This window comes from Halomonas sp. A020 (assembly GCF_027943625.1).
Classification (GTDB): Bacteria; Pseudomonadota; Gammaproteobacteria; order Pseudomonadales; family Halomonadaceae; genus Vreelandella; species Vreelandella piezotolerans.
The window spans coordinates 1,651,248-1,670,325 of sequence record NZ_AP022850.1; the positions used below are offsets into that span (position 1 = coordinate 1,651,248).

Here is a 19,078-nt window from a genome sequence, read left to right on the forward strand (position 1 = left end):
ACCGGCAATTGTTACCTGATTGGGGGCGTGGTGTCGAGATTTGTGTCAGATGGTAGCAGTGGCGGTGACATCGGTAGCACTTAAGTGCCGAATATCGCTCGTATTGAGGCGCGATAGCCACGTTTCGAGCGGTTGCTGGTGCAGCGTGATGGGCTGCTGAAGCGCCGTGGAGACCTCTGCCAGCGGTACGAGTACGAAAGCGCGGGCGTGCATCTGCTCATGAGGTACGGTCAAGCGGGGGTGCTGCAGGGTATGTTTTCCGTAAAGCAGCACATCTAGGTCTAGCGTGCGTGGCCCCCAGTGGCGTAGCCGCCGACGCCGATGGCGCTGCTCCAGCGCCTGTAGCTGGTCGAGGAGCGCCAGCGGCGACAGGTGGGTCTCTAGGCAGGCGACGGCATTGATGAAGTCCGGCTGATCTTGTGGGCCGATGGGCGCCGTGGCGTAGAGCGATGACTTGGCCACTCGTCGCGATAGTGGCAAGGTGTCCAATTCCTGGAGCGCCCGCTCCACCTGCTCGATGGGGGTCTCTAAATTGCTGCCGAGGCCGATATAGCAACGCACGGCGCTATTCACTGTTGGCCCTCCGCGATTTGCGGCGTTTTTTACGACGGCGGTCGCCTTGGCTGGCCGGATCGCTGCCGACCTTCTGCAGGAGTCGGCGCTGCTCGTGATCGTCGCCTTTCTGGAACGACTCCCACCAGTCACCCAAGCCGCGGGGAATTTCGCCCGCCTGCTCGCGTAGCATCAGTAGATCGAAGGCAGCGCGAAAGCGCGGATGCTCTCGGGTTTGGAACGCGCGCTTGCCCCGTCGCATTGGCAGCCGTGCCTGAAGCTCCCAAATTTCGCGCATGGGAATCCCAAAACGCTTGGGAATGGAGGTGTGCTGGAGCTGGCGCGATACGACCTGCTGAGCCGCGGTTTGCAGGGCGGGCACGGCAGGCATGCCCTCACGCTCGAGCTCGGCCTGGCGGTGAACGACCGGCGCCCATAGAAACGCTGCCAGCAAAAACGCGGGCGTGACGGGGCGGTCTTCGGCGATACGCTTGTCGGTATTGGCGAGTGCCTGCTCAATGAGCTCCTCTGCCCAAGCGGCGTCGGCCATGGCCTCTTCGGCTTCCGGGAAGAGCATGCCAAACAGGTTGTAGTGGCTCAACAGGCGGAAAGTGATCAGCCCGTGGCCCGACATGAAGAGTTTGAGCACCTCATCGAACAGGCGAGCCGGCGGAATTTGCAGCAGCAGAGGCGCAAGATCGTACATGGGCGCTTCGGTGGCGGGCTCGATAGTGAAGTCGAGCTTGGCCGCAAAGCGCACCGCGCGCAGCATCCGTACCGGATCTTCACGGTAGCGGGTGGCGGGGTCGCCGATCAGGCGCAGCGTGCGCGATTCGATATCTCGCGCTCCGTTGGCAAAGTCGTGGATCGTGAAGTCGGCAATATTGTAGTAGAGCGCATTGACGGTGAAGTCGCGGCGCAGTGCGTCCTCTTCGATATTGCCCCATACGTTGTCCCGCAGCAGCAAGCCATCGTCCGATTGGTGAGCGATATGGTCGCCGTGCTCGTCCTGAGGTTTGCCGCGGAATGTCGTTACCTCGATGACTTCGCGGCCAAAGCGTACATGCACGATGCGAAAGCGGCGGCCAATCAGGCGTGAGTTGCGAAATAGATCGCGCACCTGCTCGGGTGTAGCGTTGGTGGCCACATCGAAGTCTTTCGGCATTTTGCCCAGCAGCGCGTCGCGAATGCAGCCACCCACGAGATAGGCATCGAACCCGGCGCCGTTGAGACGATAAAGCACCTTGAGCGCGGCTTCACTGATTTGCTTGCGAGAAACGGGGTGCTCGGAGCGCGGAATGATACGAGGGCTGGGCGCATCTGAGGCGCTCTCAGGGGAATCGAGCAGGGATTTCAAGTGCTCTCCCGGACTGTGTAATAAACGGGTAAATCCTTTAAACATGCGGCGATGTCGACTCGCAGTGTATCGAAAACGGTTTCGAAAAACGTGACCGTATGGAGGACGGTAAAGGGTTGAGTGTATCCGACCCCCTGGGGCTTGCAAAGAGCGGTTTGCAATGAGCCGTCGAACCTGACGTCAATGTCACCCGTAAAAGCGGAAAGGGGAGGCTACGTGAGCCTCCCCTATAAAGCAGACAATCAGCATCCATGCTGCTGTTTTTATTCATGATGGCACATCGCCCTGAATACGCACCGCAGTCGGCAGGCGTAAAGAACCACTCTGATTCCGACCGCCTCGTATTCAAAACAATAATCCAACCGCGAACTTTTCTCTCCCGGCGAGTTGTTATTGGCTCCGGGGGTGTACACCTATGCTGCTATTGTTGTTGTTCGGGTGCAGACCTTGTGTACGTCGCGTCCTTATTTGGGCACTTGCTGTGTATTGTTATTGTTTGCTGCGCGTTTGCTTGGCTCCGCTAGGTAACCCTGTGCTGCGCGTGCAAGTCATGAGACTCAAGCCTGTTGTTCTTGTTCGTGCCGTTATCTCTACCTGGCCTTGTTGTTTTTGTTTTGGCTCAGGTCGGGGCGGTGTCATGTTGTTTTTATTAGTGACTAACCGCGCTGCCCAGTTTGTTCTTCTTGCCTAGTAATATTGCACTCGCCGTGCCACTCATTTAATACTTTATGAATTTCAGTAGTTTGGCGATTTTCGAGTGGGTCAGGGAACTATTGGGAAGGGAAAGTGTTACCCGTTTTGGCGGCAATTTTGCGCAGCGTTGTGTGGGAAGGTAACAGTGCTCGGGTAACGAATTCCGGATATTTCTTAATCAAATCAATCTATTGGACGTTGGTATTACGCCAAACGTCTAACGGCGTGCGGTCTTTTTCCGAGGGATCCCCAGTCTTTGGCGTCGTTCCCATAAGTTCTTGCGGCTAATGCCGAGTTTTTGCGCCAGTTCGGTTTCGCTCATTTGATCCTGATGTTCCAACACGAAGTGCTGAAAATAGTCTTCCAACGACAGGTCCTCCTCATCGACGGGGGCAACTGCCTCGCTAGGCGAGGAGCTGGTGGCAGGTGGCTGGGAGCGGTGGGTAACTGGACCAAGTCCCAAATCATCAGGGTGAATCAGGTGGCCTTCGGCAAGAATTACGCCGCGCTCCAGCGCATTTTCCAGCTCGCGCACGTTACCGGGCCAGGGATAGTCGCGTAGGTCTTGGCGGGCCGCTCTGGAGAGCCGTAGCCCTGGGCGTTCGTGGCGCTTGCAAGCCTTCTCTAGCAGGATATCGGCGATTTTGAGTACGTCGTCTTCGCGCTCGCGCAGCGGTGGCAGGGCAATCTGCATCACGTTCAATCGATAGTACAAATCAAGCCGGAACTCGCCGCTTTTGGAAAGCGCGCGCAGATCACGGTGAGTGGCGGCAATCAAGCGAACGTCCACATGGCGGGTTTCCACGGAGCCAATTTTGCGGATCTCGCCCTCTTGCAGTACGCGTAGCAGCCTCGCTTGGGCATCCAGGGGCAGCTCGCCAATTTCATCGAGAAAGAGCGTACCGCCGTCGGCAGCTTCGACCAAGCCGGTGCGTGCAGCGCTGGCACCGGTAAAGGCGCCTTTTTCGTGACCAAACAACTCGGATTCGATCAGCGTTTCGGGGATCGCCGCGCAGTTGACGCAAATCAGCGGCGCTTTGGCACGCTTGCTCTGTTGGTGAATGGCGCGCGCGACTAGCTCTTTGCCGGTGCCAGACTCGCCTTGAATCAGCACGGTGACGTCTGCAGGGGCGGTTTTACGAATACGCGTATACACCTCTTGCATGGCAGTGCAGTCACCGATCATGGTTTGGCGGCCTCCGCCCTCATCGGTGACATCTGGCGGCGTACCCTGCTGCATCGACTGCTTGTGCAAAATTCGCTCGACGGTTTCCAGAAGCTCAGTGTGGTCGAAGGGCTTGGCGACATAGTCGACCGCGCCCTGCTTGAGGGCATCGACCGCCGAACGCATGCTGGCGTAGCTCGTCATGATCAAAACGGGAGCGGGGGCGGCGAGTTCGATGAGCGTTGTACCCGGCTCTCCAGGCAGGCGCAGGTCGCTGATGATGAGATCAAAGTCGCTGAGCGGCTGAGCGCGGGCCTCTTCGGCGCTGGCCGCTTCGCTGACGTGATAGTCATGGCGCTCCAGTAGGCGCTTTAGCGCGCTGCGAATAATCGCTTCATCTTCAACAATCAGTATCCTGGGCATGGGGCAAGTGATCATCCTGTTGGTAAAGCGGTAGCCAAAGCGTGATGGCCGTGCCGCGAGGCTTTCCGGGAGGGGGCGACGCCACCTCTATTTTGCCGTGGTGCTCATTGATGATTTGATACGCCAACGATAGCCCAAGTCCAGTACCTTCACCCGCGGGTTTAGTGGTGGTGAACGGTTCGAACAGGCGGTGTTTGACGCTGGGATCAATTCCATGGCCATCATCGACGACTCGCCACCAGGCGTGGCTGGCCTGGGTGCCTGCCTCTATGTGCACCGTTCCCTCGGGAGAGCAAGCATCTTTGGCATTGCTCAGTAAATTTACCATGACTTGCGTAAGGCGCTGAGCATCGCCGCGCACCACAATGTCATTTGGGCAGCGGTTGGTAAAGGTGACATCCTCCCCTGAGCGGGCTAAATGGATCAAGTGCAGGGCGTCGTCGCTGACCGCGGTGAGCGACACCCGGGCGGCGGGAAGCGGTCGCTCCGGTCGTCCGCCATGGGCAAAACCGACGAGGGAATTGACGATTTTAGTCACCCGCTGAGTGAGCTGCTGGATCTGGTCGGCGGTTTCCAAAAGCGCCGGGTCGTCGGTGTCGTAGCGCAGATTTTGCGCCAGCGATGAAATGCCGGTGATCGGGTTGCCAATCTCGTGGGCGACCCCGGCGGCAAGCTGGCCAATGGAGGCGAGTCGCGCGGCGTGCACCAGCTCCTCCTCCAGCCACTTCATCTCGGTGTGATCCTCCACCAGAATGACGCTGCCGCCGCGACTGTCGTGGCCGCTAAGCACCGCTTTGTGCAGCGTCAAAAAGTAGTCTTTACCGTGCAGCGTGACCGCCTGTTTGTACAGCGGCGTTTGGCTGGCAGTCAGCACGCTGCCCAGCAGCGTGGGCCAGGGCGGCGGCAGGCTGTCTCGCCGAGAGCCGATGACGCTATCGCCGCTGATACCCGAGAGCTGCGAGAGCGCTTGGTTCCACATCAGAAGCTCGTCGTCGTCGCCCAGCACGCACAGCCCCACCGGCAGGTAGGCCAGGGTCTGGCGGTGGTGGCGGCGAAGGCCATCCAGTTCGCGGGCAAGCCCGGTCAGTCGCGAACGGTAGGCTTCCAAGCGGCTTTCGACGAAATGGATGTCGTCGGTCACAGGGGCGTCATCGTGACGGTAGGGCAGATAGCGGTCGACGATGTCCCGCGCCACCGAGGGGCCCATCAGGCCCGACAGGTTGGCCTGAATGCGGTCGCGTAAACGGCGCAGGGCATAGGGGCGTCGCTCTTGCGGGGTCAGGTTGAGCGCTTTCAACGCGCGGTCCACTTCTCGGCTGGCGGCTTCGTCGCCCAGCGCTTGGGCCAAGTGGGCGGAAAAATCCCCTGCCGTGGCGGCTTCCAGCGGCAGGCGTTTGGAGCGGATGACCGCATCCACCGAGCAGGCTTCCGCCGCCGAGCGCTCGCCCTCCGAAATGCGCGTAAATAGCGACACCACGATCAGCAGCACGATATTCACCGCTAGCGAGATGAGGGTGGCGTTGTACCATACGGGGGCATCGGCGGGCATCAGAAGGCTGAATGGCAGCGCGGGGAGGGCGATATCGAACAGCAGTGGCAGCCACAGCCCCCATAGCCAGACGCCGATGCCTCCGATGAGACCGGCAATCATGCCTTTGCGATTGGCTCCTGGCCAATAGAGCAGCGCCAGCAGGCCCGGCAAACACTGGGCCATGCCCACGAATGCGGCCAACCCTAGGTTCGTGAGCGAGTGATAGCGCCCGACGCTTTCGGCAAACAGCCAGCCACCGACAATGACGGCCCCGACCAGTGCCCGGCGTAGCCACAGCAGCCAGCCGTAGAGGTCACTACGCGCCTCTGGCGGACGGGCGACCAGTACGATGTGATTCAACACCATGCCAGAGAGCGCGAGCGCAATCATCATCATCGTGCCGCTGGCGGCCGCCAGGCCCCCTATGAACGCCAGCGCGCCGACCCACCAATGCTCGGTCATTAGGTACGCCGCATAGGCGGCAAGCGGCACGCTCTCGTTGGCCGACTGCGCGGCCCATAAAATGAGCGGCACCGGTAGCGCCATCAGTAGCAAAAAGAGCGGCAAGGTCCAGCTCGCCTGCAGTAAGGTGTGGCGAGAGAGGCTTTCGGCAAAGGTGATTTGGAAGAGGTGCGGCATCATGAAGGCCGCCGCGAAAAACAGCAGCAGAAACGTGCGCCACTGGGGGGCTTCGAGCTGAGGCGTAGCCGCTTGGAGCGCCGCACCGGGGCCTTCCAGCCAGCGCTGTAAATCCTGTGGTCCATCAAACACCCACCAGAGTGCAATGGCACCGAGCCCGAGCATGGCCAGCAGTTTGACCACCGATTCGAAGGCGATCACGCTGAGCAGCGTGTCGTGGCGGTGCCGATGGTGATGGCGCGCGCCAAACAGCACGGCGCAGCCTGCAATGACCCCACAAAACAGCAGCGCGACGGCGGCGCTATAGCGGCTGCCGGTGAGCAGCTGCACGGCATCGCTCAAGGTTTGCACCTGTATGCCCAGCAGCGGCAGTACGGCAAGCAGACTCAATAGCGTCACCAGCGTGCCTGCCCAGCGGGAGCGGTAGCGAAAGGCGAACAGATCTGCCAGCGAGGAGAGTTGGTAGGTGCGGGTGATGCGCTGAATCGGTACCAGCAGCACGGGGGCGAGCAAAAAGGCCCCCGCTGGCCCCAGGTAGTAAGCGAGGTAGCCGAATCCAGCATTCGCGGCTAATTCGATGCTGCCGTAGATGGCCCAGGCACTGGCGTATACGCCAAGCGCCAAGGTGTACACCATCGGGTGGCGAGTAATGCGCACCGGTACCCAGCCCCGCTCGACGGCCAAACCGCAGCCAAACAGCAGCCCGAGATAGCCAAGCCCCAGTAATACGACGCTTATTAACTCAGCGTTCATCCAGTTTCCTTTTCTGCTCGAGCCAGAGCGTCAGAGCTATCAACACTCCCCAGATGGCAAACGGGCGGTACCAGGCAACGCTCGGGTCAGCCCAGCCATCCATGAACAGCGGGGAAAGCAGATACCCGCCAAAGACGAGAAATAGCATGATGCGGTAGACGTACATCTTACGGCTCCGGTGGGGCAGAGCGGTGGGGCTGCGGTGCCAAATGTGCCACTGACCAGTGATTGATGGCCCATCGTAACTGGACCTCGGGGGGCTCCTCGACGAGCGCTGGCGGTGGCGCCTGATCGAGCAGCTGCAGCGCTTGAAACAGCTGGCGACGAATCCCGCGGCTCTCCTCGGCCAAGGCAGGGGCGAGGTTTTGCTTGGAGAGCTTTTGGCCGCCCGCCGTGACCACCAGCGGCAGATGCAGATAGCGCGGCGTAGGCACCTGTAGCGCTGCTTGTAACTGCTGCTGCCAAGGCGTGTTATCCAGCAAGTCGACTCCCCGTACGATGTCGGTGATGCCCTGATGGGCGTCGTCCACGACCACCGCGAGCTGATAGGCCCATAATTGATCTTTGCGCTTCAACACGACATCGCCCAGGTCGGCGGGGTCGAAGTGCTGCTCGCCGAACAGTCGGTCGTTCCAACCGACGGGGCGTTGGGCGAGGTCGCTTCGCAACCGCCAGGCGACTGGCTGGCTGGCATCGCACACGCCGTCTCGGCACCAGCCGGGGTAGATGTCGAAGGCCTGCCACTGCTTGCGTGAGCAGCTGCAGGGGTACGCCAGCCCCCGATCGATGAGCTGCTCAAGCGCGTGTTGATAGGCGTCATGACGCTGGCGTTGCCACATGACGTCCTCATCCCATGTCAGGCCAAAAGCCTCCAGCTGGCGCAAAATGGTGCTGTCCGCGCCCTCGGGGCAGCGCGGCGGGTCGATGTCTTCGATACGTACCAGCCACTGGCCCCCCGCAGCGCGGGCATCCAAATAGCTGCCGAGCGCGGCCACCAGCGAGCCAAGATGCAGGGGCCCGGAGGGGGTAGGGGCGAAGCGTCCTCGGTAGTGAGCGGTGGCGGTCATGGCAATCCGTGCGTGAAAACGGTAAAGCAGTAAGTAGAGAACAAGATGACAAACAAAAACGGGCACCTCAAGGGTGCCCGCTGTCGACCATCTTAGCAGGATGGCAGGGTGCTCAACCGCCCAGCTGTTTCTCTTTTAGCTCGGCCAAGGTTTTGCAGTCGACGCACAGTGTGGCCGTGGGCCGTGCTTCCAGGCGGCGAATACCGATTTCCACGCCGCAGGCTTCGCAAAAACCGTAGTCGTCATCATCGATCTTTTCGATGGTTTCGTTGATTTTCTTCAGCAGCTTGCGCTCGCGGTCCCGGGTACGCAGTTCCAGGCTAAAGCCCTCTTCCTGCGTGGCGCGGTCAGCGGGGTCGGCATAGTTGTTAGCATCTTCCTGCAGGTGGCGTACGGTACGATCCACCTCTTCCATGAGGTCCTGTTTCCAGTCCAGAAGCAGCTGGCGGAAGTGCGCGAGCTGCTTCTCGTTCATATACTCTTCACCCGGTGCCGGCTCATACGGTGTGAAGGACTTGGACGCTTCCGGTTTCTTTTCCGCTACTGGCATGGGAGTGCCCCTTACGTATGTGACTGCTGATCGACCATGAGCGTGTGCCACGATCTCACGCCAAAGGGATGCTTGTTTAGCTGAAAATTGCGCGCGATGCAAGCATAATAGTGCGCTTTCGACCATGGTCCCACATCTTGTACGACCTGCGTCATGGTTTAACTACTGCTAGGTGAAGGAGCCGTTATGGCCTGGAATTCGCGTGTCGATCACGTTGCGCCTTTTCGCGTAATGCACTTATTGGAAATGGCTCAGGCGCGTGAAGCGGCAGGCCATGACGTGATTCACCTGGAAGTGGGCGAACCGGATTTCGCAACGCCCGCCCCGATCGTCGCCGCCGGGCAGCAGGCGCTGGCCAGCGGCAGAACACGCTACACCCCCGCCGCCGGTTTAGCGTCGCTGCGCGAGGCCATTGCCGGGCACTACGCCGAGCACTTCAACGCCACGGTTGACCCCGCCCGTATTCTGGTCACCCCCGGTGCGTCTGGCGCACTGCTGCTGGCCAGCCAGCTGCTTGTCGAAAATGGTGATCGAGTGCTAATGGCTGACCCAAACTATCCGTGTAACCGCCACTTCATGGCGCTGGCAGGGGCCGAGGTCGACGCCGTGTCGGTAGGGCGTGATAGCGGCTGGCAGCTCACCGCACCGCTGATCGAGCAGCACTGGCAGGCCAAGACGCGTATAGCCATGCTGGCAAGCCCCTCCAACCCGACCGGGCATACGCTGGATGCCCCGGCGCTCGCCAAGGTGATCGACACCGTGGCTGCCAAGGGTGGCGACGTCATCGTCGACGAGATCTACCAGGGGCTGAATTACGATGACGCGCCGCTGTCGGCCACGTCATTGTCAGATGACGCTTTTGTGGTGAACAGCTTCTCCAAGTACTTCGGCATGACCGGCTGGCGCTTGGGTTGGCTGGTGGCGCCAGAGCAGGCCGTCGAGCCGCTGACCCGGCTGGCGCAAAACGTCTTTCTCGCCGCACCGACGCCCTCCCAGCACGCGGCGCTGGCGGCGTTTACTCCCGAGTGCCGGGATATTCTGGAAACCCGTCGCGCTACTCTCAAACAGCGTCGCCAAGTACTACTGGATGGCTTGGCCGAGCTAGGGTTAGCGCCGGATTTGCCGCCTCAGGGGGCGTTCTATCTCTGGCTGGATATCTCCCGCTACAGCCGTGACAGCCAAGCCTTCTGCGAGCGCCTGCTCGTGGAGGAGAATGTCGCCATCACCCCGGGGATCGATTTTGCCGTACAGGGCGGCGAGCATCATGTGCGCATCGCCTTCACTAACGACGTGGCACGGCTGCAGGAGGCCGTAGTGCGCATTGCGCGCTTCGTGAGCCGCTTATGATGACCTATCCCTCACTGGTGTCCGGCACGCTGCTGCGGCGCTACAAGCGCTTTCTAGCCGATGTACGCCTGGACAGCGGGGAGGACGTGGTGGCCCACTGCCCGAATACGGGCTCGATGAAGGCGGTCAACGTACCCGGCTGCCGGGTATGGCTCTCGCCTAGCGACAACCCCAAACGCAAGCTGGCCTGGACCTGGGAGTGGATTGCACTGCCTCAGCCTGAGGGGGGGACGGCGCTGGCATCGGTGCATACGGGGCGCGCAAACCGCTGGGTTGAAAGTGCCATCACGGCGGGGGATATCCCGCCGCTGGCGGACTATCGAACGTTAAAGCGTGAAGTGAAGGTCGGCGAAGCGCGGCTCGATTTTCGTTTGGATGACCCTGAGAAGGGCGCCGCCTACGTGGAGGTCAAACAGGTAACGCTGAAAGAGGCGGATGGGCACGGCTACTTTCCCGACTCCGTGAGCGCACGGGGCACCAAACATTTAGCCACGCTGGCGGCGCTTGCCCAGCAGGGCGAGCGGGCGGTGCTGCTATTCTGCGTGGCGCACGAGGGGATTGCGGACGTGGCACCGGCGGCGCATATCGACGCCACCTACGCGGCGGCGCTCAGTGATGCGGTGCAAGCGGGGGTCGAAGTACTGGCGTATGGCGTGACGATGACGTGGCAGCAAAGCGTACCGATAGCGGCCCGCCTGACGCGGGCACTACCGGTACGGGTTTAGCGCTCGATATAGAAACGCTGAATGAAGCTCACCGGCTCGGAATTTTCATTGCGGTCGTAGCGCACGTCGAGATGGAAGCGCATTGGCTCGTCGTGGCGCAGTGTAAACGTGGCAAGGTGGTAGGTGGCATCGCCATCGTGCACGGTGCGAAAACTGAGCGGTTCGCGGGTGTCGGTCAAGTCGCTCACATAGCCGCCCACGCTGGCATTCACCGGTCGCGTGGTGCCATCCGGCTGGCGCTCGCGCACGCTGACGTTGACCAGGCCGTGCCCGATACTGCGCTGGATGCTGTTCGCCTGCGCCACTTCTGGCGTTAGAAAGCGCGTTTCGATGGCGTTGTAATGGATCTCGTAGTCGCCCACTTGCACCATTTGCTCTGCCGCTGCCTGGGTGGCGCTGAGCAGCGTGCCAAGTAGCACCATCAACAGTGGAAAGCGTCGCAGTGTTGCGATAGCCATAGCGTGTCTCCTCTCATGGGTGAGGTAAAGGCCGTCTTAGGCGCGTCGGCGTACCCGGAAAATGGCGATTTCACCAAACAGGTTAGGCCACCACTTCGAGGTCCAGTGCCCCTTGTGGTCGCCCACTCCTACGGCACGGTCGACGATCACCAACCCTTTCTCTTTACATAGGTGCTCGAAGTCGTTGAACGTCGAGAGGTGAATGTTAGGGGTGTCGTACCACGCGTGGGGCAGCGATTTCGATACCGGCATATAGCCGCGCAGCCCCAGGTGAATGCGGTGACGCCAGTAGGCGAAGTTGGGGAAGGTGATGATCCCCTCCTCGGCGACCCGCAGCATTTCATCGAGCATCTTATCCGGGCGGCGCAGCGCCTGCAGCGCCTGGGTCATGATCACCTGATCGTAGCTATTGTCGCAGAAGCTACCCAGGCCGTCGTCCAGGTTGTGCTCGATGACGTTGACGCCGCGCGCCACGCACTGGGTAATGCCGTCCGGGTCGATCTCCAACCCGTAACCCGTCACGCCTTTCTCTTTAGCCAACCGCTCTAGCAGGACGCCGTCGCCGCAGGCGAGGTCAAGGACGTGTGCGTCTTGGGGAACCCAGTCGTAAATCAGTTCGAGATCTGTGCGCATTAGCGTGTTTCCTCCGCGTCGGCGGCATCGAGGTGCTGCTCTCGAGCGACGCGGCCCATGAAGGCACTGAACAGCGCTTGATAGCGCGGCTCGGGCAGTAAGAAGGCATCGTGCCCGTGGGGCGACTCGATATTGGCGTAGCTGACTGATTTACCCGCGCGGGTAAGGGCGTCCACTAGCTCTCGAGAGCGCGACGGCGGGAAGCGCCAATCGGTGGTAAAGCTGACGATCAAAAAAGGACACTGCGCCGGAGCCAGGGCGCAGGCGAGATCGCCGTCGCAGCTGGCCGCCGGGTCGAAGTAGTCCAGCGCTTTAGTCATCAGCAGGTAGGTGTTGGCATCGAAGGCGGTCGAGAAAGTGTCGCCCTGGTAGCGCAAGTACGACTCCACCTGAAACTCGACGTCGAAGCCAAAGTTCAAGTCGTCGCTGCGCAGGTCACGGCCAAACTTGCTGCCCATGGCGTCTTCGGAAAGATAGGTGATATGACCTACCATGCGGGCCAGTTTCAGTCCTCGCTTGGGCACGGTGTCGTGCTCGGCGTACCAGCCGTCGAAGAACTCGGGATCCGAGCGAATCGCCTGCCGGGCGACCTCGTTGAAGGCGATGTTTTGCGCCGACAGGCGGGGTGTGGCGGCGATGACGACGGCATTGGCAACGCGTTCGGGGTAAGTGATCGTCCACTGCAGCACCTGCATACCGCCCAAACTGCCCCCCACGGCCGCGGCCCAGCGCTCGATGCCCAAGTGGTCGGCGAGTCGTGCTTGGCTAGTGACCCAGTCACTCACCGTCACTACGGGGAAGTCGGGTCCCCACTGACGGCCGGTATCCGGGTTATGGCTTACCGGGCCGGTACTGCCGTGGCAGCCGCCCAGGTTGTTCAGCGACACCACGAAAAAGCGGTTGGTGTCGATGGATTTGCCTGGACCGATATGGGCATCCCACCAGCCGGGTTTGCGGTCTTCGGCGGTGTGGTAGCCTGCCGCGTGGTGGTGCCCCGATAGCGCGTGGCAAATCAGCACCGCATTCGAGCGTTCGGCGTTCAGCGTGCCGTAGGTCTCATAGATCAGTTCGTACTCCGATAGCGTCTTGCCGCAGGCAAGCGGCAGCGGCGTATCGAATTTCACCACCTGGGGCGTTACGAGGCCAACGGAGTCCGCTGGCCGGTCGTCATAAGCAAGAGTGTCTGAATCAGGCATCGAAAGCACTAGTCCTGCAAAAATAGGTCACTGCCAAAAGTGAGCTCGGGCCGTTAGTCGAGTCGATAGGGCCGTTATAGCCCTACGAGGGCACCCGAGATGCCTGCTGCGCGAATCAGTGAACCCACGACGATGCCGTCCACCAGGTTGATGGCGATGAAGACGACGATCGGCGAGAGGTCGATCATGCCCAGCGGCGGAATTACCTTCCTCACCGGTGCCATGATCGGCTCGACCAGTTGCATCACCAGCAGCGCGCCGGGGTGGCTCGCATTCGGGGCGACCCAGCTTAGGATGATCATCACGATCATGGCAAAGAAGTAGATCTTCAAAATGGCGTTGGCCAGCGCGGCGACACCCGCAATCAGCAGCCCTGCAATGGGCGGCATGCCTACGCCGATCACCATGAAGATGGCGATCATACTGAAGACTTTCAGCACGAAACCGGCCGCCAGGGTGGCTAGGTCAAAGCGACCGGCGACCGGCCCTAAAAAGCCTTGAAACAGCCCCACGACAGGCTGGGTGATTTTGACCACCGACTGGCTGAGCGGGTTGTAGTAATCCGCCCGCGATGCCTGCAGCAAAAAGCGCAGCATCAACAGAAACAGATAAATATTGATCAGCGAGTTCACCAGCATTAACCCGGCGCTGCCTAATTGACTTCCCATTGCGGCTTCTCCTCGAAAATAGCGTTTGGCATCGTTCACGGCCTATTGGCGGCGTGCGACTCAGGCGTTACCGCTTAGCTCTTTGGACATGGCGTCGGCGCGCTCGGCGCAGGCGTTCATAGCGTCGGCGATGATCGTGCGCAGATGCGCCTCTTCCATATGATGAATGGCGCGCTCGGTGGTGCCGCCCGGTGACATGACGTTCTGTTTCAGCGTGGCCGGGTCTTTGTCACTGCGCTGGGCCATGGTGGAGGCGCCCAAGGCGGTTTGAATGGCCAAGCGGCGAGCGGTATCGGCAGGCAGGCCGAGCTTCACGGCGGCCTCTTCCATGGCTTCGAACATCAAAAAGAAGTAAGCCGGTGCGCTGCCGGACACGGCGGTCACGGCGTCCAGCAAGCGCTCTTCGTCGACCCATTCGACGATGCCAACGGCTTCCATCAGCTGCGTGGCCAGCGTGCGCTGGGCGTCGCTGACCGCCGCGTTGGCGTACAGGCCGCTAGCACCAATGCCGACTAGCGAAGGGGTATTGGGCATGCAGCGCACCAGGGCGTTGCCGCCCCCCAGCCACTGATCGATGGTGTCGGCATCCAAGCCGGCGGCAATGGAGATCACCAGCGGCGCCTGCTGTTGAACGCTGTCGCGTAGCGCTTCGCAAACGCCGCGCATGATCTGCGGTTTGACCGCTAGAACGACCACGTCCGCCCCGCTGACGGCGGCGCTATTGTCGGTGTGGGTATGAATACCCAGGCGCGCTTTCAGCGGAGCCAGTTCGCTGTCGTTGGGGGCCGTGGCGGTGATGTCGCTGGGTGAGACACCGCTTTCGATCAGGCCGCCGATAATGGCGCTGGCCATGTTGCCCGCGCCAATGAAGGTGATCTTGCTCGCCATGGGGGTATCCTTTTTCGCAAATGGCTGCGTCGTGCAGCGTGTGTAATAAGCCGTGTGTTGTTCGAGCCGCCGTTAGCCCCGTGCGCCAAAAATGGCGGTGCCTAAACGTACCAGCGTGGCGCCCTCTAAAACAGCCGCTTCCAAATCGTCACTCATGCCCATCGATAGCGTATCCAGCGGTGCGTCGGGCAGTGCCGCTTTGAGCTCATCCAATAGCTGGCGCAGCGCTGCCAGCGGCTGGCGCTGTGCCTCTAGCGTCGCCGCTGGGGCGGGAATCGCCATCAGCCCGCGCAGGGCTAAGCCGGGTAGCGCGGCAATGTCTCGAGCCAAAGCCAAGGCATCTTCCGGCAGCACGCCGGACTTCGTGGCCTCGCGGCTAATGTTGACCTGCAGGCAGACGTTCAGCGGCGGTAGCGCTGCTGGGCGCTGTTCGCTCAAACGTTTGGCAATTTTCAAACGATCCACGCTGTGTACCCAGGCAAACTGCTCGGCCACGGCACGGGTCTTGTTCGATTGCAGCGGGCCGATGAAGTGCCACACGATGCCGTCAAGATCCTTGAGCGCCGCCTGTTTATCCAGCGCTTCTTGCAGGTAGTTTTCACCAAACTCGCGCTGGCCGTGCTGCCACGCTTCGCGCAGCATGTCGGCGGGCTTGGTCTTGCTCACCGCTAAAAGAGTAGCGCTGGTGGGCGAGCGCCCTGCTTCTTCAAGCGCTCGTCGCAGGCGTTCACGCGCAGAGGCCAGTGACTCGGAGAGCGCGTTGTCTGTCATACTCAAGCACCTTACCGCAGCTGGGAAAGAGAGATGGATATTACCGAACTGCTGGCATTCTCGGCAAAGCAGAATGCGTCCGACCTGCACCTTTCGGCGGGATTGCCGCCCATGATACGTGTTGATGGCGATATTCGTCGGCTTAATGTGCCCGCCATGGAGAACGACGACGTGCGGCGGCTGATCTACGACATCATGAACGATCGGCAGCGCCGTGACTACGAAGAGCACCTAGAAGCGGACTTTTCCTTCGAAGTGCCGGGCGTGGCGCGCTTTAGGGTCAATGCCTTCAACCAGGCACGCGGGGCAGGGGCCGTCTTTCGTACCATTCCCAACAAGGTGCTTTCCATGGACGCCTTGGGCATGGGAGAGGTGTTCCAACGCCTGTCGATGCTGCCCAGGGGCTTGGTGCTAGTGACCGGGCCGACGGGGTCGGGCAAAAGCACGACCCTGGCGGCAATGATCGACTACATCAACGATCACCGCTTCGAGCATATCCTGACCATCGAAGACCCGGTGGAGTTTGTGCACACCAGCAAGCGCTGCCTGATCAACCAGCGGGAGGTTCATCGCGATACCCATAGCTTTTCGGGGGCGTTACGTAGCGCGCTGCGCGAAGATCCGGACGTGATTTTGGTCGGCGAGCTTCGTGATCTCGAAACGATCCGCCTGGCGCTGACCGCGGCTGAAACGGGACACTTGGTATTTGGGACGCTGCACACCACCTCTGCGGCGAAAACCATTGACAGGATCATCGATGTGTTTCCCGGCGATGAGAAATCCATGGTGCGCTCGATGCTCTCCGAATCGCTCCAGGCGGTCGTTTCGCAAACGTTGCTGAAACGCCAGGGTGGCGGACGCGTGGCAGCCCACGAGATCCTGATCGCCACGTCGGCGGTTCGTAATCTGATCCGTGAAGATAAAGTGGCACAGATCTACTCGGCCATTCAGACTGGCGGCGCCCTGGGGATGCAGACACTCAATGCGTCGCTCGCCAAGTTGGTCAAGGAGGGCGTGGTGAGTATGGACGACGCCCAGGCACGCGCAAAAGGCACGCTGACGTTAAAAGACGAGTAACCGCAGCGGGAGGGTAGTGCGATGGGTGAGCTACCCAGCGGTGCACCGATAAATGTGTAGGCGCCGCTAGGGAGCGTAAATGCCGCCGAGCACCCTCGGGCCGCTAGCGCCAGTCACGGAAGGCAAATTGCCGGGTAACCCGTGAAGCCGCTGATGGGCGAGCCAGGCAAAGGCTCCTGCTTCGATCCAATCTTCCGGCCAGCCCAGCGTGGCGGGGGAGAGCAGCGTCACCTTGGGTAGATGCGCTGCTAACCTTTCCATCAAATAGGCATTATGAGCACCGCCGCCACCCACCAGCAGCGTGGCGCTGGACTGGCTTAGCGGCAGTTGGGCCACCCCTTGCGCAACGCTCACCGCCGTCAGTTCGGCCAGCGTTGCCTGGACGTCGCTTGGAGCTTCGTTGCCGGTGAGGTGGTCGTTCAACCACGCTAAGTGAAATAGCTCGCGTCCAGTACTGCGTGGCGGCGGCTGGTGAAAAAAGGGTTCTTTAAGCAGGCGGGCGAGCAGCGATTGGTCGACCTGACCGCTGGCCGCCCACGTGCCGTTCTCATCGAATCGTCCAGTGTGATGCTTGGCAAACCAGGCATCGAGCAGCACGTTAGCCGGTCCAGTATCGAAGCCCACCACGGCGCGCTCTTGATCCTGGGGGAGCCAGGTGAGATTGGCAAAGCCGCCCAGGTTGAGCACGAGCTTTTCGCCTGGCCGCTGCCCAAATAGCGCTTGGTGGAAAGCGGGTGCTAAAGGCGCTGCTTGTCCACCAGCGGCGAGATCCCGTCGGCGAAAGTCGGCGACGACCGTGCATCCCGTCAATTCGGCTAGCAGGCTTGGGTTATCCAGCTGCAGCGTATAGGCCGGGCCGCCCTGATGGCCTTGGGGCACGTGCTCTATCGTCTGACCGTGGCTGCCAATCGCCGTAATCTGAGCCGCGGCGAGCCCTTGGTTCGTTAATAGTGCCGTGACGGCCTGGGCCTGGAGGCGGCAAAAAGCATCCTCGGCGGCGGCCAGCTCGGCAAAGCTCGCGGAGGGTGTGTGGCATAGGTGCAAGAGCTGCGTATGCAGCCTATCGGGCATGGCAACGGCGGCCGTGGCTATGAGTATGGGCGGCGTGCCGGGAGTGAGTGACACCAAGGCGGCATCGATGCCGTCCAAGCTTGTGCCTGACATGAGCCCGATATAGTAGGCCGTCGATGTGGCGGTAGAGGTTTTCATCATGCGTGTCGTCCAAAACGGGAGGAAGGCTCAACCAAGGCGGTGGAGCGTGATAACATCGCCCACTATCGATCATTTAAACGCCTTTAACGGCACATAGTACATGGAGAGAGGCAATGAGTGAGGTGGATCAGGCGTTAGCGCTGCTGTCGCGGGGGACGCATGAAATCCTGGTAGAAGACGAGCTGCGCAAAAAGCTCGCGTCCGGTCGTAAACTGCGTATCAAGGCAGGGTTCGATCCGACGGCACCTGATCTGCACCTGGGGCACAGCGTACTGCTGACCAAAATGCGCCAGTTCCAAGAGCTTGGCCACACCGTCATCTTTTTGATTGGTGACTTCACTGGCCGCATTGGCGATCCGACCGGTAAAAACGTCACTCGTAAGCCATTGACGGAAGCGGATGTCAAAGCGAACGCGGAAACCTACAAAGAGCAGGTGTTCAAGATCCTCGATCCGGAAAAGACCGAGGTGCGCTTCAACGCCGAATGGTTTGGCGAGCTAAGTGCCGCCAAGATGATCGAGCTGGCCGCGCAAAGCACCGTCGCCCGGATGCTGGAGCGCGACGACTTTGAAAAGCGCTATAAAGCCAACCAATCCATCGCCATTCATGAATTCCTCTATCCGCTCGTACAGGGTTACGACTCGGTCGCACTGGAGGCCGACGTGGAGTTGGGCGGTACCGACCAGAAATTCAATCTGCTCATGGGGCGCGAGATTCAGAAGCACTTCGGGCAAGAGCCCCAGGTGGTCATTACCATGCCGCTGCTGGAAGGTTTGGACGGCGTGCAGAAAATGTCAAAGTCGCTTCGCAACTACGTCGGCGTGGATGAAGCACCGGGCTCCATGTTCAATAAACTGGTCTCCATGCCCGACAGCTTGATGTGGCGTTACTTCGAACTGCTCTCGCTCAAATCGAACGAAGAGCTCGACGCGCTAAAGCAAAGTGTCGAGCAGGGCGCCAACCCGCGCGATGTGAAAATGGAACTGGCCCGCGAGCTGATCGCCCGCTATCACGGCGACGAGGCAGCGGCCAATGCGCACAAGTCGGCGGGTAACCAGCTGGCCGACGGTGAGCTGCCGGAAGATCTGCCGGAAGTGAAGGTAGACTTCGAAGGCAGCGAGCAAGCGCCCATCGCCGCTGTTCTGAATCGCTCCGGCCTGACAAAGAACAGTGCCCAGGCCAAGGACATGCTGAAAAATGGCAGCGTCAAGGTCGATGGCGAGGTCGTTGCTCAGGACACCATGCTGGCCACCTGTAAGGTGTACGTCATCCAGGCAGGCAAGAAACGTTACGCCCGTGTGACGCTTGCTTGAACTTTTTGAAAACTTTTTCACATTAGCCCTTGCCAACCCGGCATCGAATCCGTAAAGTAC

The 19,078-nt window shown here is 60.6% G+C and carries 18 protein-coding genes; 4 read left to right on the forward strand and 14 right to left on the reverse strand.

Annotated features, from left to right (window positions below; all coding sequences use genetic code 11):
- Window positions 1–45 precede the first annotated feature (45 nt).
- From folK to dksA, 7 genes are all read right to left on the reverse strand, one after another.
- Window positions 46–573 carry a 2-amino-4-hydroxy-6-hydroxymethyldihydropteridine diphosphokinase gene (gene folK / locus FRH_RS07720; protein WP_239286467.1) on the reverse strand — a complete coding sequence of 176 codons (528 nt, stop codon included), beginning with the start codon at window positions 571–573 and terminating at the stop codon, window positions 46–48.
- Entirely contained in the window at window positions 566–1,954 is a 1,389-nt protein-coding gene (gene pcnB, locus FRH_RS07725) for a polynucleotide adenylyltransferase PcnB (RefSeq protein ID WP_239286466.1), read from the reverse strand. Before pcnB ends, folK begins: the two co-directional genes overlap by 8 nt.
- Before the next feature lie 865 nt (window positions 1,955–2,819).
- The gene (locus tag FRH_RS07730) at window positions 2,820–4,190 is read right to left on the reverse strand and encodes a sigma-54 dependent transcriptional regulator (RefSeq protein WP_219862542.1); all 1,371 of its coding nucleotides are present in this window, start codon (window positions 4,188–4,190) and stop codon (window positions 2,820–2,822) included.
- The gene (locus FRH_RS07735; protein ID WP_219862544.1) at window positions 4,168–7,113 is read right to left on the reverse strand and encodes an ATP-binding protein; all 2,946 of its coding nucleotides are present in this window, start codon (window positions 7,111–7,113) and stop codon (window positions 4,168–4,170) included. The genes FRH_RS07730 and FRH_RS07735 overlap by 23 nt, the downstream gene beginning before the upstream one ends.
- Entirely contained in the window at window positions 7,103–7,279 is a 177-nt protein-coding gene (locus FRH_RS07740; protein ID WP_167520868.1) for a hypothetical protein, read from the reverse strand. The genes FRH_RS07735 and FRH_RS07740 overlap by 11 nt, the downstream gene beginning before the upstream one ends.
- A gap of 1 nt (window position 7,280) precedes the next feature.
- A complete protein-coding gene (gene gluQRS, locus FRH_RS07745) occupies window positions 7,281–8,180 on the reverse strand; it encodes a tRNA glutamyl-Q(34) synthetase GluQRS (protein ID WP_219862546.1) in 900 nt (299 codons plus the stop codon).
- Window positions 8,181–8,292: 112 nt separating this feature from the next.
- The gene (gene dksA / locus FRH_RS07750) at window positions 8,293–8,730 is read right to left on the reverse strand and encodes an RNA polymerase-binding protein DksA (RefSeq protein ID WP_139527987.1); all 438 of its coding nucleotides are present in this window, start codon (window positions 8,728–8,730) and stop codon (window positions 8,293–8,295) included.
- Window positions 8,731–8,916: 186 nt separating this feature from the next.
- Here dksA and FRH_RS07755 point away from each other — a divergent pair, with 186 nt between their 5' ends.
- Both FRH_RS07755 and sfsA read left to right on the forward strand, forming a co-directional pair.
- Window positions 8,917–10,077: an aminotransferase class I/II-fold pyridoxal phosphate-dependent enzyme gene (locus FRH_RS07755; protein ID WP_239286465.1), complete on the forward strand. Its 1,161-nt coding sequence runs from the start codon at window positions 8,917–8,919 to the stop codon at window positions 10,075–10,077.
- Window positions 10,074–10,802 (forward strand): DNA/RNA nuclease SfsA, encoded by a 729-nt coding sequence (sfsA, locus tag FRH_RS07760; protein WP_139527989.1) that lies wholly within the window; start codon window positions 10,074–10,076, stop codon window positions 10,800–10,802. Before FRH_RS07755 ends, sfsA begins: the two co-directional genes overlap by 4 nt.
- Here sfsA and FRH_RS07765 read toward each other — a convergent pair.
- The 6 genes from FRH_RS07765 to FRH_RS07790 all read right to left on the reverse strand — a co-directional run bounded on the left by FRH_RS07765 (window position 10,799) and on the right by FRH_RS07790 (window position 15,416).
- Window positions 10,799–11,260, reverse strand: a complete 462-nt coding sequence (locus tag FRH_RS07765) for a DUF4426 domain-containing protein (RefSeq protein ID WP_139527990.1) — start codon at window positions 11,258–11,260, stop codon at window positions 10,799–10,801. The two genes, sfsA and FRH_RS07765, sit on opposite strands and share 4 nt — an antisense overlap.
- A gap of 36 nt (window positions 11,261–11,296) precedes the next feature.
- Entirely contained in the window at window positions 11,297–11,893 is a 597-nt protein-coding gene (metW, locus tag FRH_RS07770) for a methionine biosynthesis protein MetW (RefSeq protein ID WP_139527991.1), read from the reverse strand.
- Complete coding sequence (locus tag FRH_RS07775; protein WP_139527992.1) at window positions 11,893–13,089, reverse strand: homoserine O-acetyltransferase; 1,197 nt, start codon at window positions 13,087–13,089, stop codon at window positions 11,893–11,895. Before FRH_RS07775 ends, metW begins: the two co-directional genes overlap by 1 nt.
- Before the next feature lie 74 nt (window positions 13,090–13,163).
- Entirely contained in the window at window positions 13,164–13,757 is a 594-nt protein-coding gene (locus FRH_RS07780; RefSeq protein WP_219862550.1) for a YggT family protein, read from the reverse strand.
- A gap of 60 nt (window positions 13,758–13,817) precedes the next feature.
- Window positions 13,818–14,645, reverse strand: a complete 828-nt coding sequence (proC, locus tag FRH_RS07785; RefSeq protein WP_219862553.1) for a pyrroline-5-carboxylate reductase — start codon at window positions 14,643–14,645, stop codon at window positions 13,818–13,820.
- Between the two features lie 72 nt (window positions 14,646–14,717).
- Window positions 14,718–15,416, reverse strand: coding sequence for a YggS family pyridoxal phosphate-dependent enzyme (locus FRH_RS07790; RefSeq protein ID WP_153843141.1), 699 nt, complete (start codon window positions 15,414–15,416; stop codon window positions 14,718–14,720).
- A 33-nt stretch (window positions 15,417–15,449) separates the two neighbouring features.
- On the opposite strand from FRH_RS07790, the gene FRH_RS07795 reads away from it, so the two are divergent.
- Window positions 15,450–16,493, forward strand: coding sequence for a type IV pilus twitching motility protein PilT (locus FRH_RS07795; protein WP_153843140.1), 1,044 nt, complete (start codon window positions 15,450–15,452; stop codon window positions 16,491–16,493).
- Window positions 16,494–16,559: 66 nt separating this feature from the next.
- On the opposite strand, the gene FRH_RS07800 is transcribed toward FRH_RS07795, so the two are convergent.
- Window positions 16,560–17,702 carry an anhydro-N-acetylmuramic acid kinase gene (locus tag FRH_RS07800; protein ID WP_219863797.1) on the reverse strand — a complete coding sequence of 381 codons (1,143 nt, stop codon included), beginning with the start codon at window positions 17,700–17,702 and terminating at the stop codon, window positions 16,560–16,562.
- Window positions 17,703–17,818: 116 nt separating this feature from the next.
- Between FRH_RS07800 and tyrS the strand changes: the two genes are divergently transcribed.
- The gene (tyrS, locus tag FRH_RS07805) at window positions 17,819–19,018 is read left to right on the forward strand and encodes a tyrosine--tRNA ligase (protein WP_219862555.1); all 1,200 of its coding nucleotides are present in this window, start codon (window positions 17,819–17,821) and stop codon (window positions 19,016–19,018) included.
- Window positions 19,019–19,078 lie beyond the last annotated feature (60 nt).

Excerpts from the sequence above, each read along its gene's own strand:
- FRH_RS07740 (WP_167520868.1), bottom strand. The coding sequence starts at position 7,279 with ATGTACGTCTACCGCATCATGCTATTTCTCGTCTTTGGCGGGTATCTG.
- sfsA (WP_139527989.1), top strand. The coding sequence starts at position 10,074 with ATGATGACCTATCCCTCACTGGTGTCCGGCACGCTGCTGCGGCGCTAC.
- FRH_RS07765 (WP_139527990.1), bottom strand. The coding sequence starts at position 11,260 with ATGGCTATCGCAACACTGCGACGCTTTCCACTGTTGATGGTGCTACTT.
- tyrS (WP_219862555.1), top strand. The coding sequence starts at position 17,819 with ATGAGTGAGGTGGATCAGGCGTTAGCGCTGCTGTCGCGGGGGACGCAT.
- metW (WP_139527991.1), bottom strand. The coding sequence starts at position 11,893 with ATGCGCACAGATCTCGAACTGATTTACGACTGGGTTCCCCAAGACGCA.
- FRH_RS07790 (WP_153843141.1), bottom strand. The coding sequence starts at position 15,416 with ATGACAGACAACGCGCTCTCCGAGTCACTGGCCTCTGCGCGTGAACGC.
- pcnB (WP_239286466.1), bottom strand. The coding sequence starts at position 1,954 with ATGTTTAAAGGATTTACCCGTTTATTACACAGTCCGGGAGAGCACTTG.
- gluQRS (WP_219862546.1), bottom strand. The coding sequence starts at position 8,180 with ATGACCGCCACCGCTCACTACCGAGGACGCTTCGCCCCTACCCCCTCC.
- proC (WP_219862553.1), bottom strand. The coding sequence starts at position 14,645 with ATGGCGAGCAAGATCACCTTCATTGGCGCGGGCAACATGGCCAGCGCC.
- FRH_RS07735 (WP_219862544.1), bottom strand. The coding sequence starts at position 7,113 with ATGAACGCTGAGTTAATAAGCGTCGTATTACTGGGGCTTGGCTATCTC.
- dksA (WP_139527987.1), bottom strand. The coding sequence starts at position 8,730 with ATGCCAGTAGCGGAAAAGAAACCGGAAGCGTCCAAGTCCTTCACACCG.
- FRH_RS07800 (WP_219863797.1), bottom strand. The coding sequence starts at position 17,702 with ATGAAAACCTCTACCGCCACATCGACGGCCTACTATATCGGGCTCATG.
- FRH_RS07755 (WP_239286465.1), top strand. The coding sequence starts at position 8,917 with ATGGCCTGGAATTCGCGTGTCGATCACGTTGCGCCTTTTCGCGTAATG.
- FRH_RS07730 (WP_219862542.1), bottom strand. The coding sequence starts at position 4,190 with ATGCCCAGGATACTGATTGTTGAAGATGAAGCGATTATTCGCAGCGCG.
- FRH_RS07795 (WP_153843140.1), top strand. The coding sequence starts at position 15,450 with ATGGATATTACCGAACTGCTGGCATTCTCGGCAAAGCAGAATGCGTCC.
- FRH_RS07780 (WP_219862550.1), bottom strand. The coding sequence starts at position 13,757 with ATGGGAAGTCAATTAGGCAGCGCCGGGTTAATGCTGGTGAACTCGCTG.
- FRH_RS07775 (WP_139527992.1), bottom strand. The coding sequence starts at position 13,089 with ATGCCTGATTCAGACACTCTTGCTTATGACGACCGGCCAGCGGACTCC.